This window comes from Bacillus cereus (assembly GCF_002564555.1).
Taxonomy (GTDB): Bacteria; Bacillota; Bacilli; order Bacillales; family Bacillaceae_G; genus Bacillus_A; species Bacillus_A cereus_K.
Genome location: NZ_NUVD01000004.1, coordinates 140,922 through 157,343 on the forward strand (window position 1 = coordinate 140,922; position 16,422 = coordinate 157,343).

Sequence of the window (16,422 nt, forward strand, 5' to 3'; positions counted from 1 at the left end):
TCTTTCTTTTTTAGAATCTTCAAAAACATATAATTTTCTGAATTTTATCCCCTACCTTCATTATATAATGAGTGAGCATTCAGTCAACAGTTTTTTGTTATACAACAACATATTTTTTAATAAAGCTGTTTATTTCGGTGAAACTATAAAGTGAAATTTTAATCCGGTAGGCTGTTCATCCACACTGATTATGAGCCCACGTCAGTCGGGCTTTTACAAACCCCGACTCCCACCCAACTTCTTTGCTCCAGCCGCATTTCGAGATGGGAGGATTACTGTCCGGAAAATAGCGGGATAACATTTATATCAGCAATCTTACTACCCGGATCATTTGTAACAAACTGAAGGTGAAAAGAATGCGAAGGAGGAGATTCACTCATGTTCTTCTTATCTCTCTTGTTAATATGCATTACTATTTGGATCACAATTGATTTTTCGTATGGAAGACTCCTTCATTTAAAACGTGTGCGCTCTCGCACTTTCCCTTTACGTCAAAGTGATTTTCACCTTTATACATACGGAAAAGATTTATATGATGCTTTATTTACTGATATAAAACAAGCGAAGCACCATGTGCACGTTTTATTCTTCATTGTCAAAAACGATAAGATCAGTCATGAATTTTTAAAGTTACTTATTGATAAGGCACAGGAGGGCATTGAAGTTCGACTTTTACTGGATCGATTTGGTAGTCACCATTTATCAAACGAAGCCATTCGCTCCCTACAAAAGCATGGTGTCTCTTTTTCATTTTGTCATAAAGTTAAGTTCCCTTTCCTGTTCTTTTCTGCAAACCAAAGGAACCATAGAAAAATTACAGTGATTGATGGAGAGATTGGTTATATTGGTGGATTTAATATTGGAGAAGAGTACTTAGGGCACAATCAAAAATTAGGATTATGGCGCGATTATCATTTACGTCTTACAGGAGAAGGTGTGCAAGATTTACAAAAACAATTTTTACATGATTGGTTTGATGAAACAAACAAAAACTTATTAGATACTTCTCTTTATTTTCCTAAACAACAAACCGGTGCTATATTACATCAATTTATTCCAACCGATGGTGCCTATCTACAAAATACATTTTTACATTTAATTGAAAATGCAAAGAAAGAACTCTTTATCGGTACCCCTTATTTCATTCCGAGTAAGAAAATTATGAATGCCTTATTGAAAGCACGAGAAAGAGGGGTTCAAATAACGATTCTCGTTCCAGAAAAGGCTGATCACACCCTTGTTCGAGAAGCGAAATTCCCATATTGCCGAAAGTTAATACGAGCGGGTTGTAACATATACGCATTTCAGCAAGGGTTTTTTCACGCCAAAATTATCATTGCAGACAACCATACTTGTGATATAGGAACTGCTAATTTTGATAAGAGAAGTTTATATATTAACCATGAAATCAACTGCCTTTTATATGATAAACATTTCATACAAACAGTAAAAAACAAACTTCATGAAGATCTAGAATGCTCGTCATTACTTTCCTTTGAAGATGTCCATCCACTTTCTCTTGTCGATAGAGGAAAGGAATGGCTAGGAACGATACTCGCTTTCTTTTTATAAGAAAAGGAATGATTTAAAGAGGTGAATCATATATGATTATGCGATTTGGATATGTCTCACATGCAATGGCGCTATGGGACTGTTCTCCTGCCAAAACGTTGACATTTACGAACTTTAAAAAACTTAATAAACAAGAGCGCGAAGATAAACTGTACCATGTTACACGCCAAAATCTAGAGCACACTATACGTATCCTTCATTACAATATTGCACATGAAATTCCATTATATCGTTTATCTTCTTCCCTTGTTCCACTTGCAACACATCCTGAAGTTGAATTTGATTATATTGAAGCATTTGCACCAATGTGGCGTAAAATAGGCGTATTAATTCAAGAGCACAATTTACGAATAAGTTTCCATCCCAATCAATTTACATTATTCACAAGCGACAAGCCGCATATTACAACTAACGCTATTACAGACCTGAACTATCATTACAACGTATTAGATGCGATAGGAATTGCTGATTCTTCTTATATCAACATTCATGTAGGTGGAGCATATGGAAATAAAGAAACCGCAATTGAGCGTTTCCATGAAAACATAAAGAAACTTCCTGCACATATAAAAAAACAAATGACTCTTGAAAACGATGATAAAACATATACAACTTCTGAAACTTTATCTATTTGCCAAAAAGAAAATATCCCTTTCGTATTTGATTATCACCATCATATGGCTAATCTTTGCAAGGAACCGCTGGAAGAGCTACTACCTGCGATTTTTGAAACTTGGTCACACACAAACGTCCCACCGAAAGTTCACATTTCCTCTCCTAAATCCGAAAAAGAATTTAGGGCTCACGCTGAATATATTGATTTAGAGTTTATCAAGCCGTTCTTACACATTGCAAAAGAAACCAATCATAATTTCGATATTATGATTGAAAGCAAACAGAAGGATATGGCACTTTTTCAATTAATACATGAAATCTCTTCTATACGAGGCATAAAAAGAAAAAATGGTGCAACGTTACAGTGGTAAATTGTAACATTGCACTATTTTTTTCAAAAAAAGTAATTTTTATAGTGAAAAACATTCTATTTTATATGCTATTATTTAAATTAGCATTTTCACCCTGCGATTCAACTTTATTGAAACGGAGTCATAATATGATTAATAAAAAAAAATATGCACAATTTGTCATAATGTATATAATAATATTTTTTCTTTGGATATCCCTTATTCCCAAGGACTTGAATATAAAAGAAATTGGAATTCTCTTCTTATTTTGTTTTGCTACACTCTTTTCTTGCTATTGCTTATATAAAGCAATTAAGAAGATGAAACGCGGTGACAAACTATTTTGGGTTTTAGTACTATGCACTTGCCTATGTGGATTGGCTATGGAGATAACTTTATTTCTTCATGCACTTTCTATATATGATCAAGTTATATTCTCATACAAGGCATTACCTTTTTTCATCATACAATATATTCTGCTCTTTTCTGGCTTTGCTATAAAATTTATAAAACATTACTCTATTAGAGGTCTTGCTCAATTTTCATTTGATAGCATCTTTATTGTTATTATGAATATTTATTTTGCCTTGACCTTTATTTTTGATCTTTCAAGTTTTCGTATGTTAACAACAGATACGTGGATTTTAATTGGATACTTTATTGCGCAATCTTTAGTAATTTACGCTGTTATTAGTCTATATCGAAGAGAACAATATTCTTCTAGTAGAGTCTCATTAATTATTGGCTTTACTATCATACTTGTGTACGGATATATACATCTGTTTCAAATAAACTCGGGAATAGAAACTTCTTCTGAAGTCTCTTATTTAATACATACTGCTTCCATTTTATTAATTGGTTTATCGTCTATCCTATACATTTTAGATAAACCAATTCAACATGAAACGAAAATGAAATATTATCGATTCGATTATGTACGCTTTATATTACCTTATTTTAGTATAATCATTACTTTTTCCTTTATTGTCATTCAGCCTTGGGATGATAAATTCATGTTAATCGGTCTAGTATTATCACTCATCTTATTATTCCTACGACAGCTTTACATGTGGAAAGATAATCAAGCATTAATTGATACATACGAGCAGTTGACTACACAACTAGAAGGTGCGGTTGAAGAAGGTGCATCTGCGTTATCAAAAAGTGAACAACGTTATAAATCATTATTTGAAGATCATCCTGATGCGGTTTTCTCTTTAAATATGAATGGTATTTTTCAACATTCTAATCAGGCATGTGAAAGTTTATTTACTGCTTACTATTGTGAAGTAGCTAGTTATTCTCTTCTACATTTCATTGATTCAAAAGACCATGAACTACTAAAGAAGGCTTTACAAATTACAAAAGAAGGTAGACCACAAACCTTAGAAGTTCGTACAAAAGAAAAAGAAGGCTACTATTATTACCTTCACATTACGCTTATCCCTATATTTACAAATAAAGAAGTTGTTGGGATGTTCGGGATAGCACGTGACATTACAACTTTATATGAAAAACAAAAACAAGTAGAACATTTAGCTTTTCACGATGCACTTACTGGCTTACCAAATCGCCGCAAGTTTGAAAAAGATTTACAAGCTATTTTAAATACAGCTCAAACTAGTGCAAATGATATCGCTGTCATGTTTCTTGATTTAGATCGATTCAAAAAAATTAATGATCGCCTCGGTCATGATGTTGGAGATTTGTTGTTAATTGAAGTGGCAAAAAGATTACGCGGATGTTTGCGTTCTAAAGATATCGTTGCTCGTCAAGGTGGCGATGAATTTACACTTCTATTACCGGATATGTACTCTGAAAAAAGTGCGTCTTTCATCGCTGAACAAATCTTAACTATTTTAAACAAGCCGTTCTTCATTAAAGACGAAGAACTATCTATTACACCAAGTATCGGTATTGCAATGTATCCTGATTATGGAACTGATGTAACTGAATTAATGAAAAATGCCGATATGGCTATGTATTGTGCGAAAGCAAATGGAAAAAACAGATTTGTTTTCTTCTCAAAAGAAATGAGTATTGCTCAACATGAGAGCAACTTCCTAGAAGGCGAACTTTCAAAAGCATTGCAACAAAATGAATTTTTCCTTGAATATCAACCGCAAGTACATACAAAAACAAAACAAATTATCGGTTTTGAAGCATTAATTCGTTGGAAACATCCAAAACTTGGCATCGTATCTCCTGCTCAATTTATCCCTCTAGCAGAGGAAACAGGTTTTATTATTGAACTTGGTAATTGGATTTTACGTACAGCCTGCTTGGAAGCAAAAAAATGGCATAACCAAGGATTTTCTCACTTAAAAGTTGGTGTGAATTTATCTGTTGTTCAATTTAACCATGCGAATTTAATCCCAACTATTTCAAAAGTGTTAGAAGAAACACAGTTAAAGCCAGAAGCATTAGATATCGAAATTACGGAGAGTATCGCAATTAATCAAAATCAATCTGTAATTGCAAAACTAGAACAGCTTCAAAATCTCGGTCTTCAAATTTCAATTGACGATTTTGGAACAGGCTATAGTTCCTTAGCCTATTTAACAAAATATCCAATCAACACATTAAAAATTGCCCGAGAATTCATTTGTGGTATTACAAATAGTCCTTTAGAAGAAGCTATTATTTCTTCCATTATTACACTATCAAAAGAACTAAATTTAGAAGTTATTGCTGAAGGTGTAGAAACAGAGGAACAATGGGAATTTTTACATGAACAAAATTGTGATCACATTCAAGGATTCTTTATTAGCAAACCTGTTTCTAGTAAAGACGTTTGGATGTTACTTCACAAAAAAAACTCTGTCAATACGAATTTTAAATAAAACATTTTAAAAATGTCTCCTTTTCTAGAAACATAAAAAAAGGAGGCATTTTTTATGTTTTATAATCAATAAAACCGTAAATTTTATAAAGCTATGTATGACCGAAACCATCATAAGAAACCTCTCCTTTTCCTTTTTTATCAATTTTGAAAAGATTTTTTTCAACAACGGGACAAAAACATATATTGTTTAATACACGTTTTTGCAGAAATATAATAATTCACAAAAGTGCAAGAAATATCTAGTAAAAAGAATGATATAGTAAATATAGAAAAAAAAGGAGAATTTATATATGAAAATAGTAAAAATAGCAACTACTGGAATCATTGCATTAGGTTCACTAACTTTTCCTTCTAGTTCATTAGCAGAGATAGGAAATGAGGCTACAAAGAAAGTAGAAATGAGTCAAAGGGTAAAAAGTGAAACTCTTAAATCAGAGATCGTAACACAAAAAGACTTATTACAACTACAGGATTATTTAAAACAACAAGAAAAGTTATATACAGACGAGGATAAATTAAAAGAACAGCAAAATAAAGTAGTAGAGAATACAGTTGAATCTAAGGAACTGTCAGATAAACTTGCAGATTTACATAGTAAGCAAGAAAAACTGGAAAAAGAAACTCAAACATTTAAAGAGAGCATTGAGTATCCAAAAGAGTCTGATAAAGTAGTAGATTCAGAGAAACAAGATGCAAATAAGGTAGAAACAGATAAAGAAAAAGAGTATGTGCAAAAACGGGAAGAAAACAAAAAAGAAATGAAGGTTGTAGAGGAAAAACTACAGGAATTAAAGGTAAAGCAAGAAGCGGATTTAAAAGCACAGCAAGATGCTGAATTAAAAGCACAGCAAGATGCCGAATTAAAGGCAAAACAAGAACAAGAGAAGAAAGACGCGGATTTAAAAGCGAAACAAGATGCGGAATTAAAGGAAAAGCAAGAAACAGAGTTAAAAGCGAAACAGGAAATGGAACAAAAAGAAGTCAAAGTAGTAGAGGAAGTTAAACCAACTCAAGTAGAAGAACCACAACCTGCAATGGTACAAGAAAAACAAATCCTAATTGATAGAACTTTCTATACTTACAATGAACCTTCTTTATCATCAGGCATTTCGTCAGAACTCTCAGCACAAACTGTAACAGTATTAGAGGAACGACCTGATGGTTGGGTAAAAATTAAAACATCCTTAGGGGATAAGTGGACTTTATTAAAAGAGAAGAAACTTCCAATGACTCAGTATTTCTTCACATATAATGAACCTTCTTTATCATCAGGGATTGCAAGTGAATACTTACCACAAACACTAACAGTAATTGAAGAAAGAAACGATGGTTGGGTAAGAGTTGGAACACACTTAGGACCTAAATGGGTTTTCACTCAAGAAAAGAAACTTCCAATGAGCAAAAACTTCTTTACGTATAATGGACCTTCTTTATCATCAGGGATTGCGAGTTATTACCTACCACAAACTTTAACAGTATATGAAGAACGAGCAGATGGTTGGGTAAAAGTAGGAACACACCTAGGTCATAAGTGGGTTTTACCAAACGAGAAGAAAATCTATATGAATAAGAACTTCTACATATATAACGATGCTTCTTTATCATCAGGGATTGCAGGAGAGTGTGGCGCACAACCTATAGGAGTGATTGAAGAAAGACCAGACGGATGGGTGAAAATCGGTACGTGGCTAGGTCATAAATGGGTTCATCTAAATGAGAAACAAGTACCTATTTCTAAAGACTTCAAAACTTATGATAGACCATCAACAAACGGAAATTACTTAATGACATATGGTGCGCAAACTGTAACAGTATATGAAGAACAAGGCTCATGGATTCGTATTGGAACATATGCAGGACTACAGTGGGTTAACACAAAAGAAGAGGAAGAAGCAAAGTGGATTCATATCCCTACGGTATTTTTTGCATATGATAACCCTAATTTCTCTTCCAACGTTGCAATGAAATTCGCACCACAAAGTGTACGAGTAATTAGTGAACGAGTAGATGGTTGGGTACAAATAAGAACAGGGGCAGGCGATAAATGGATTAACAAAAATACACTTACAAACAATTCTGTTATGTTAGACGTACCTGCTTACTACCAATACCCTTCATTATACAATGGGTGTGAAGTTGTTTCTTTACAAATGTTAGTTGAGTATCATACAGGACGCTCATTCAATATGGTAAACTTTGCTATGCAAATGCCAATGGATAATACACCAATGGTAAAACAAGGTGGAAAGTATAAAACTTGGGGTGACCCTGATGTTGGATTCGTAGGTGATGTTACAGGTAAGAAACCAGGATTCTCTATCAATCCAGCACCTTTAAAACGTCTTTTAGACCAATATGCACAAGGGACGAATTTAACGGGAAGTAGTTTCTCTATCTTAGAAAACTATGTTCGAAATGGTAAACCAGTAGTAGCATGGGTAACAGAAGGATTAACATATCCAAATTCACCTGTTACATGGAAAACACCTAGCGGTAAAACAATTTATGCTAAATTTAATACACATGCAGTTACGATTACAGGCGTAGATGCGAATAATGTTTACTATAATGACCCTGTAACTGGTCAAAAGAATGCAAAAGCATCTAAATCTCATTTTGAAAACATCTATAATCAAATGGGTAAGAAAGCTCTTAGCATCAACTAATAAAGAAAAAGGCGACTTTTCGTTCAAATTTGAACAGAAATTCGCCTTTTTTAGTTGCACATATGTCCTGCGAGATGAAAAACGTAAGTTTTTCAGTGTCCTCTAAGTAAGACGGTTGCTTTTTTAATATTCAAAAGGCATATCTGAAGCTAATTGTACCTCTTGATCATTATGAGAAATTACTTGGTTTTTCTCTAAAACTGTATCTGTTAATGAAATACCCCATGCCATCGCTAACGTTAATAGACTACCAATAAGTAGTTTTTTCATATTCCATCACCCACATTTTTTCTTTTAATATATCATGAAAATTTATCCATATCGTATGCAATTATGCATATTTAGTTTTCAGGTTGTTTTATTTCTTCATTTTTTTTATAAACTTTTCTTTATAAGAATGCATTTCTAATATATCGAAAAAGAAGCAAGCTTTTTCATAAGCCTCTTCAATCTCTCCCCCATCATACCCTAGCTTTTCTAGACATTCACCTTTTTGATAGTACAGCTGTCCAATCAATGCCATACTATGAATTCGACACGATATTTCAATCGCTTTATTTATTTGATAAAGGGCTTCTTCATATTGATTATCTAAGTATAATGTTTTTGCATGATTATGCCTTACCTTCACATCAAACTCTTTATTTTCAGGCAATGCCTCTAATTGATTTAATATATCTTCAAATAACTCAATGGCCTTCTTAAAATGACTATTTTCAGCATAAATATTTGCAATTGCATTTTCTATATAAAGATTTTGGTATACGTCTATTCCCGCTATCTGTTGATTTAACAACTTTTTTAATTCTAAAATACAATATTTGTAATCAATTTTCTTCAATATGTAAGTTGCTACATGATATTGCCATTGAAGAAACTGCTGAAACTCAGGATGATATTCTTCCTTTTTCAGCTCATTCCATACTTTATTATAAATTTCTTTATATTTCTTTTGCTTACAAAGCATAATAATTTGATCTTTTAACTGCTTTTTCCTCTCAAGATCGGAATAAATGAGTACCTCATAAAAATGAATAATGGGAACTTGTAATTTTGCTGCGATACCTTGCAATATATCCATACTTGGGTATACCGCGCCCGATTCAATTCTGCTCACTTCCGATTGATGACATATATTATCGGATAACTGTTTCTGTGTTAACCCTCTCATCACCCTAATTTTCTTAATTTCACTTCCTAATTTTTCTGCGTGCATACTTACTCACCATCCCATTATAACAATCTAGTTTGTTAAGTTGTCATACCACTACAATAATGTGAATTCGACAATTTTTGATATGAAATAATGCATAATATATATAAAATTCGGCAAATTCCCCATACAGTTCACCTCACATACAATAATAGATGAGAAGTGTTATAGATGAATTATAGAAAACTTGCCCGTACTTTCGTTACATTCGGTCTGCTTTGTCCTTTATCAACAAAAGCTATTCATGCTCATAATTAGTCAAAAGTGAAGTAAAAGTTGAAATTGCTCAGCATGGTTTAACAATCGAAAAATTAACACAACCTCAAAATAATACGAAAGAAAATATTGCGAAAAAGTATTTAAAAGGTGAGGTAAACGGAGCTAAAACGTAACAAGAACAAGTAACAACTGAAAAAACGTAGACTTCCAACCTACCAATAAAGAAACAAAAGAACATCAAACCGAAGTTCGTCTTGTACAAATTTATAAAAACTATAAAGTATATGATCAAGATCTCATTGTAAAAGTAGATAAAAATGGAGTAATCACTACTAAAAATGATAAATTTACCCAAAATACAGACCAACAACCTAGTCTTACTATAACAAATTTTTTGTCGAAAAATGAAGTGAAATCTGTATTACACGCTACTCATCAAATTCCAAGTGATGCAGCTAAGACGAAATTCTCTGGCGAAACCGTTGTTTATCTCGCTATTTGTAGACAGTAAAACCCCACTGATTAAATAAAAAAAGAAGTTTACCACTCATAGGTAAACTTCTTTTCATATCCAGCCCTTTTCTTCTGCAATTGTAATTGCCTCAATTCTATTTTTCGCATCGAGCTTCGTTAATACTTCAGAAATATAATTACGTACTGTGCCGGGTGAAAGATAAAGTGTCTTCGCAATTTCATTTGCCGTCTTTCCTTCTTTCGCAAGTAACAATACTTCTTTTTCACGATCTGATAACGGATTTTGTTCCTGCCATAAGCCGAACATTAAATCTTGAGAGACTTCTCGTTTTCCTTTCATTACATTACGAATTGCTGCCGCTAAATCTTCGCTCGGGCTATCCTTTAATAAATAACCTTGCACACCAGCTTTCATCGCTCTTTCAAAATAACCTGGTCGTGCAAACGTTGTTAATATCATTACTTTACATGATGATTTTTCTTTCTTTAAAGTTTCGGCAACATCTAAACCACTTTGAATCGGCATTTCAATATCCATAATACTTATATCAGGCTTTAGCGATTTTATTAATTTTAGCGCCTCTTCCCCATTCGCTGCTTGCCCAATTACTTCAATATCATCTTCTAGATCAAGCAGGGCCCCTAATGCACCTCGAAGCATCCGTTGATCTTCTGCAATAATAATTCGAATCATACCCTCACCTCATCTTTTCCTGTTCTAATGACAACTGGTACTTTTACTGTTAACAGCGTCCCTGGATTTATCGTATCTAGTTCAACAAATCCATCAATAAGAACAATTCGCTCTTTCATACCGCGGATACCATTTCCATCATGGTTTTGATCTGTTAAACCGATACCGTTATCTTCTACTCTCAGAATCAGCTCACCTTGCGATTCTAATACAGAAACTGTGCACCGCGTTGCCTGACTATGTTTTACAACATTCGTCACTGCCTCACGTAAACACATTCCTACAATATTTTGTTCAATTGGTGATAACGAACTCGAACTTGCTTCCTGCTTCACCTCTAACTCAATATTAGCAGCTTGTAAAATCGCCTTTATTTGCTCCAACTCTTCTTCTACTGTAATCATACGCATATCAGAAATTAACTCTCTTAACTGCTTTAAAGCTGTACGAGATGTTTGTGTAATTTCCTTCGCTTCCATACTTGCACGTTCTGGATTTTTCACAATTAACTTCTCCACGAGCTGGCTTTTTAAAGTAATGAGTGATAACGTATGTCCTAATGTGTCGTGAAGATCCCTTGCAATTCGCTGCCGTTCTTCGCGTTTTACTAAGTCTTTAATTTGCTCGTTCGCTTCATTTAATTGATTCTTTAACATCTTTTTTTGATTAAAATTACGCATTCCAAATGGTGTAAGAAGCATTAAAATAAACATTGGAATGATGTTCACTAAACTTGGAATTGTTAGTTGGTTAATATTTATAAATATAAAAGCTCCTAGCATTACAACTAATAAACATAACAACACACGAAACGCTTTCTTATTTGGCGCAAATCCCATTGCACTGGCCGTAAAATATCCAAACAATATCATGAAAGGATTATAAAATAAGGCAAATAAAAAAGTGAGTATCATTTGAATACACGCCCACAAAATGAAGGTCTTCTGAACAAAATAAAGTTGACGGTATGTGACAGTGAAAACTATCAACATACCGATTCCTATTACCAGCTTCCATCCTGATACTTGTGTTAAATTATAAATTGGAAATAGCAAATACACGAGCCACATATACGGGAAGAACCCCATCTGTTTCGGGAAAATCTCAATCCTTTTCTTCTCTATCATTTATACCGCTTCCTGTCTTTTTCTTATATATATTGATACTACAACAAATATAAGGAAATAACCTCCTAGTACCGCGATATTTTCCCAACCAATTGACTTCCCAGCTACAATATCCCACGCACCGCTTCCGAAATGATATGTTGGTGTCCATTCACCGATAGATCTTAATATTTTAGGGAATATTTCAATTGGCATCCATAAACCGCCAAGAATCGCTAAGCACATATTTAAAATATTCGCTAAACCAGCAGCTGCATCTGCCTTCTTAATTGAACCTATTACTGTTCCGAGCGCTAAAAATGGTGTCACACCTAATAATAACCATAACCCAGCACCAATCCATTGTCCTACTGTTAACTCGACGTTGTTAATTAATATTCCTGCCATAAAAATAACTAAGATTGAAAAAGCATTTACTACTGTTTGAGCGATAATTTTAGCTGTTAAATAAGCTCCCTCTGGAAGTGGTGTGATTTTTAACAGGTGGGTCCACCCTTGCCCTTTTTCCTGAGAAAGTCTCACGCCGAAACTAAAAAGTGCAGTCCCTACAATACTAAAAGTCGCCATTGAAATTAAATAATGTGCTTTCCAAGCATCTCCGTTCTCTGGCACTTGAACTACATTTGTAAAGATGTAATAAAACATAACTGGCATTAATAATGAGAAAAAGATAAATAATTTATTACGAAACGTACGTAAAATTTCTATTTTGCACTGCATCCATAAAGCTTTCATGCGATTCCCTCCTTCTGATTTGCAACAAACTGCTCAAACGCTTCATCAAGACTTCCACGTTCAACTGAAATGTCCATAACAGGTAAATCTTTCTTAAAAATTGCTCGCAATGTAGCATCTGTATCATCCGTCGTTAAAATAATACGCGGTTCATGAGACTGAACTCCCGTCACATTTGGCAATCCTTTTAATAAAGCTGTCGGTATTTTCTCCGTTGCAACAAACGAAACTGTTTTTCGCGAAATCGTCGCTTTCATTTCATCTGGCGTACCATCTGCAATGATTTTTCCATTCGCAAATAATAAAATACGATCAGCTAAAGCATCCGCTTCTTCTAAATAGTGCGTCGTTAAAATAATCGTTTTCCCTTCACTTGCTAGCTTTCTAATCGTTTCCCAAAACATTTTTCGAGACGTAATATCCATCCCTACAGTTGGCTCATCTAAAAATAACAAATCTGGATTTCCTGCAAGTGCGAGCGCAAAATTTAATCTTCTTTTTTGCCCACCTGATAATTTTTCACATCTTTGCTTCCGCTCTGATTCTAAATTTGATAACTGTAGTAATGTTTCTTTCGCTACCCGGTTCGTATAGTAACTACGGAATAATTCAATTGCCTCTTCCACTGTAATGCTATCAATGACACTTACTTCTTGTAGCATCGCACCGAAGTTATTACGAACATCTCTATGCTTGGGGCTTTTTCCAAATACAGATACCGTTCCTTCTGTTGGATCTTTTAATCCAAGCATCATGGACATCATTGTTGTTTTTCCTGCACCATTCGGCCCAAGTAATGCTACTATTTCTCCTTTATTCACGTGAAATGAAACGTTATTTACTGCGTTTTTATGTTTAAATGTTTTAGAAACACCATTTACTTCAATAATCTTTTCCATCTCTCCACCCCCGCTGTTTCTTATATTTACATTGTATTCCTTGGAAAAGTTAGGAAACAGTATGATGCGTCATAACATCGATATGACAATTGTCATGTATTCTTTGTGAGAGGAATCAACCCGCATACCGCAAGCGAGTAGCAGGACGAAAATAAACATGATACAATCGGGTAAGAGATATATTCGAGGAAGGACAGTGGTTTTCATGATTATTCGTAATGAACAAGATTTAGAAGGCTTACGAAAAATCGGCCGCATCGTTGCGCTTGCACGTGAAGAAATGAAAAAACAAGCGAAGCCAGGTATGACAACGAAAGAGCTTGATTTAATCGGTAAAAAAGTATTAGATGAGCATGGTGCTATTTCTGCACCTGAAAAAGAATATGATTTTCCAGGTGTAACTTGCATTAGTGTAAACGAAGAAGTTGCTCACGGTATTCCCGGAGATCGTGTATTAAAAGAAGGCGACTTAGTAAATGTCGACGTATCTGCTGCACTTGATGGTTATTATGCAGATACAGGTATTTCATTTGTACTTGGAGACGACGAAGCAAAAGAAAAGCTTTGCCAAGCAGCGGTTGATGCATTTTGGGCAGCGATGAAAAAAGTAAAAGCTGGTTCAAAACAAAATCAAATTGGTCGTGCTGTTTCAAACTTTGCACATAAAAGTGGATACAACGTTATTCAAAACTTAACTGGCCACGGTATCGGTCTTAGCTTACATGAAGCACCAAACCACATTTTAAGCTATTATGACCCAATGGATAGTGCGCTTCTAAAGGATGGCCTTGTTATCGCTGTAGAGCCATTCATTTCTATGAAAGCTGATCACATTATCGAGCGCGGTGACGATGGTTGGACATTCGTTACACCTGACAAAAGCCTTGTTGCACAATGTGAACATACAGTTGTCGTAACACGCGGTGAACCGATAATCTTAACAGAAGTATAAAAAAAAGAACCGCTTCGTAGTACGAAGCGGTTCTTTTTGATTTTAGTAAAAGAAAACAACATAAAATAATAGAATTTAGAAAAATAGCCCGCATCAAGAGCGACAGCTTCCGCTTTGAATCCGAATTTATCAATTTGAGCTTGGAGGCGTGCTAAATACGGCTCGGAGTCTGCCATATTTCCAGCCGTTACATAGGTATCTGTAATAATATTGTACTTCGCATCAGTCGTACGATGATCTAAGAAATGAAAGTCATTCGGCTTTCCATCTCTCATTAAAAATCCACTCCCTGAATCCGTTGTGCTTATCCAAATTTTTTTAGTAGGGGTATCACTTTCCTTTTCCTCTTTTTTATCAGTGTTGACACATAAAAAGAGGTTCAGACACAAAAACAAGCTGTGGAGAAGACTTTCTCCACAGCCTGAAAAAGAACGATACATACAGTATCGTTCTTTTAACGGGGTGAGGCTGTCCAAAAGTACGGAAAACCTTTGAACAGCCTCGTATTTTCATATGGATGCCTTACATATATCACTGATAATAATTATGAAATGCGGAAACATAATTACCATCACATGATTCAAACATGGGAAAAGAAACCCTGCAGTGGATCCTTTCCCTTACATAATCTAAAGTTTGGGTACACTAGATTCATGCAATGTAGGAGCTTTCAGAGCAGAAAGCGAACCTTCGTTTAAAATGATAGCATACATATCTCCGCTAAAAATATGCAAATATGCATATAGCATTTTTCATTTCTCAACATACATTTATTGGAAATTAATACATATAAAGGTGAAATTAAGTCATTATCCGTCTTCTTTTGTCGGTCAGAGAGAATAGAAGAGCGGGAGAGTAAAAAATGAGAAAATCATTGAAACAAAAAATAGTAAGCTCCTTGCTTGCTGTATCACTCGCCGTTAGCTTAGCTCCAATCGGACAGGTAAAAGCTGATTCCACGTCAGAAATTACACAGACTCCACCTATTACAAAACAAGTTGATGCAAACCGCGCCATCGAGCATATCCGTTTCTTATCCGAAACAATCGGTCCTCGTCCTGGTGAGACAAAATCAGAAGAATGGGCTTCTCGCAATGTTGGTATGAAGCTTAAATCAATGGGATATGAAGTAGAGTATCAACCCTTTCAAGTGCCGGATCAATACGTTAGGTTTATCGAATCTCTATTAGGGACAAAGCAATTGGCAAGCCGGTGCTGCTCCAAATGCACTAATTTCTACAGAGGCTGTTACAGCTCCGCTTATCTTTGTTCAAGGTGGTACAAAATTGGACGATATTCCAAATGAGGTAAACGGAAAAATTATTTTTATTCAAAAGAGGTGCAACAGTAGCAGATTATAATAAACAAGTTGAAAATGCTGTTAGTAACGGGGCAAAAGGGGTTCTTTTATACAGCTTAATTGAAGGTCGTGGAAACTACGGACAAACCTTCAATCCACCGTAAAAACAGGACAAAAAGCCGCTGATTGAGTCCACCTTGAAATTGTTCTCTTTTTTCTATAAAAAAAACCCTTCAGGCTGCATTCTTCCCTTCACTTTATCGTGAAGTGTTTTTGAATACTTACCTAAAGGGAGCAATATCAATAGTAATTTTTTTATTTGTCAGCTACTCAGATTACAGTGCAATCAATAATCTAAAGCTTTTTTATTATTTAATTCGCTGACGAGCGAGTAGGATTCCACCTAAAAGGAACAATACCATACCTCCAAGAATTGAACTCATTTCTGCTGATGTTCCTCCTGTGTTAGGAAGTAATGTTGGCTTATCATTTTCTGTAGTAGGTGGAACTTTTGAATCGCTATTTTTGTCTGTATTTGTGTTTGGACCTGTGCTTGGATCTTTTGGATCTGTGCTTGGATCTTTTGGATCTGTGCTTGGATCTTTTGGATCTACATTTGGCTCGTCCTTGATTTTTGTATTTGTGATGTCATAACCTTTTATTTCGGATTTATATCCCGTTACTGGTTGTTCTTTCACTTCATACTTGTACGCTACTCCATTTTCATCGTATGCTTGGAGCTTTTCAAACGTATACTTCCA

At 34.7% G+C, this 16,422-nt stretch carries 12 protein-coding genes and 3 pseudogenes; 7 read left to right on the forward strand and 8 right to left on the reverse strand.

What is annotated here, in order from left to right:
- Nucleotides 1–378 precede the first annotated feature (378 nt).
- The 4 genes from cls (at nt 379) to COI75_RS01485 (ending at nt 8,048) form a co-directional block, all read left to right on the forward strand.
- Entirely contained in the window at nt 379–1,572 is a 1,194-nt protein-coding gene (gene cls / locus COI75_RS01470) for a cardiolipin synthase (protein WP_000465809.1), read from the forward strand.
- Nucleotides 1,573–1,604: 32 nt separating this feature from the next.
- Nucleotides 1,605–2,558, forward strand: coding sequence for a UV DNA damage repair endonuclease UvsE (gene uvsE / locus COI75_RS01475; RefSeq protein WP_000605884.1), 954 nt, complete (start codon nt 1,605–1,607; stop codon nt 2,556–2,558).
- 128 nt (nt 2,559–2,686) lie between these two features.
- Nucleotides 2,687–5,380 (forward strand): DUF4084 domain-containing protein, encoded by a 2,694-nt coding sequence (locus COI75_RS01480; RefSeq protein ID WP_098448177.1) that lies wholly within the window; start codon nt 2,687–2,689, stop codon nt 5,378–5,380.
- A 292-nt stretch (nt 5,381–5,672) separates the two neighbouring features.
- Nucleotides 5,673–8,048 (forward strand): C39 family peptidase, encoded by a 2,376-nt coding sequence (locus COI75_RS01485; RefSeq protein WP_097807590.1) that lies wholly within the window; start codon nt 5,673–5,675, stop codon nt 8,046–8,048.
- 123 nt (nt 8,049–8,171) lie between these two features.
- On the opposite strand, the gene COI75_RS01490 is transcribed toward COI75_RS01485, so the two are convergent.
- Nucleotides 8,172–8,318 carry a quorum-sensing peptide PapR gene (locus tag COI75_RS01490; protein WP_000734742.1) on the reverse strand — a complete coding sequence of 49 codons (147 nt, stop codon included), beginning with the start codon at nt 8,316–8,318 and terminating at the stop codon, nt 8,172–8,174.
- 88 nt (nt 8,319–8,406) lie between these two features.
- Complete coding sequence (locus COI75_RS01495) at nt 8,407–9,264, reverse strand: helix-turn-helix domain-containing protein (RefSeq protein ID WP_000542916.1); 858 nt, start codon at nt 9,262–9,264, stop codon at nt 8,407–8,409.
- A gap of 168 nt (nt 9,265–9,432) precedes the next feature.
- Here COI75_RS01495 and COI75_RS01500 point away from each other — a divergent pair.
- Nucleotides 9,433–9,970, forward strand: a pseudogene (locus COI75_RS01500) (M4 family metallopeptidase); the annotation flags it as partial.
- A gap of 75 nt (nt 9,971–10,045) precedes the next feature.
- Here the strand turns inward: COI75_RS01500 and COI75_RS01505 are convergent.
- The 4 genes from COI75_RS01505 to COI75_RS01520 are packed head-to-tail and all read right to left on the reverse strand — an operon-like array spanning nt 10,046 to nt 13,409.
- Nucleotides 10,046–10,648: a response regulator transcription factor gene (locus COI75_RS01505; protein WP_098380490.1), complete on the reverse strand. Its 603-nt coding sequence runs from the start codon at nt 10,646–10,648 to the stop codon at nt 10,046–10,048.
- On the reverse strand, nt 10,645–11,775 hold the full coding sequence (locus COI75_RS01510; RefSeq protein ID WP_000570628.1) for a sensor histidine kinase: 1,131 nt from the start codon (nt 11,773–11,775) through the stop codon (nt 10,645–10,647). Before COI75_RS01510 ends, COI75_RS01505 begins: the two co-directional genes overlap by 4 nt.
- Nucleotides 11,776–12,510 (reverse strand): ABC transporter permease, encoded by a 735-nt coding sequence (locus COI75_RS01515; RefSeq protein WP_000646288.1) that lies wholly within the window; start codon nt 12,508–12,510, stop codon nt 11,776–11,778.
- Nucleotides 12,507–13,409, reverse strand: coding sequence for an ABC transporter ATP-binding protein (locus tag COI75_RS01520; RefSeq protein WP_000411123.1), 903 nt, complete (start codon nt 13,407–13,409; stop codon nt 12,507–12,509). Before COI75_RS01520 ends, COI75_RS01515 begins: the two co-directional genes overlap by 4 nt.
- Nucleotides 13,410–13,566: 157 nt before the next feature.
- On the opposite strand from COI75_RS01520, the gene map reads away from it, so the two are divergent.
- Nucleotides 13,567–14,361, forward strand: coding sequence for a type I methionyl aminopeptidase (gene map / locus COI75_RS01525; RefSeq protein ID WP_002096997.1), 795 nt, complete (start codon nt 13,567–13,569; stop codon nt 14,359–14,361).
- A gap of 77 nt (nt 14,362–14,438) precedes the next feature.
- On the opposite strand, the pseudogene COI75_RS01530 reads toward map, so the two are convergent.
- A pseudogene (locus COI75_RS01530) lies at nt 14,439–14,711 on the reverse strand (IS5/IS1182 family transposase); the annotation flags it as partial.
- A gap of 512 nt (nt 14,712–15,223) precedes the next feature.
- On the opposite strand from COI75_RS01530, the pseudogene COI75_RS01540 reads away from it, so the two are divergent.
- Nucleotides 15,224–15,819, forward strand: a pseudogene (locus COI75_RS01540) (PA domain-containing protein); the annotation flags it as partial.
- A gap of 210 nt (nt 15,820–16,029) precedes the next feature.
- Here COI75_RS01540 and COI75_RS01545 read toward each other — a convergent pair.
- The coding region (locus COI75_RS01545; protein ID WP_097807589.1) for a Cna B-type domain-containing protein at nt 16,030–16,422 on the reverse strand (393 nt) is incomplete at its 5' end.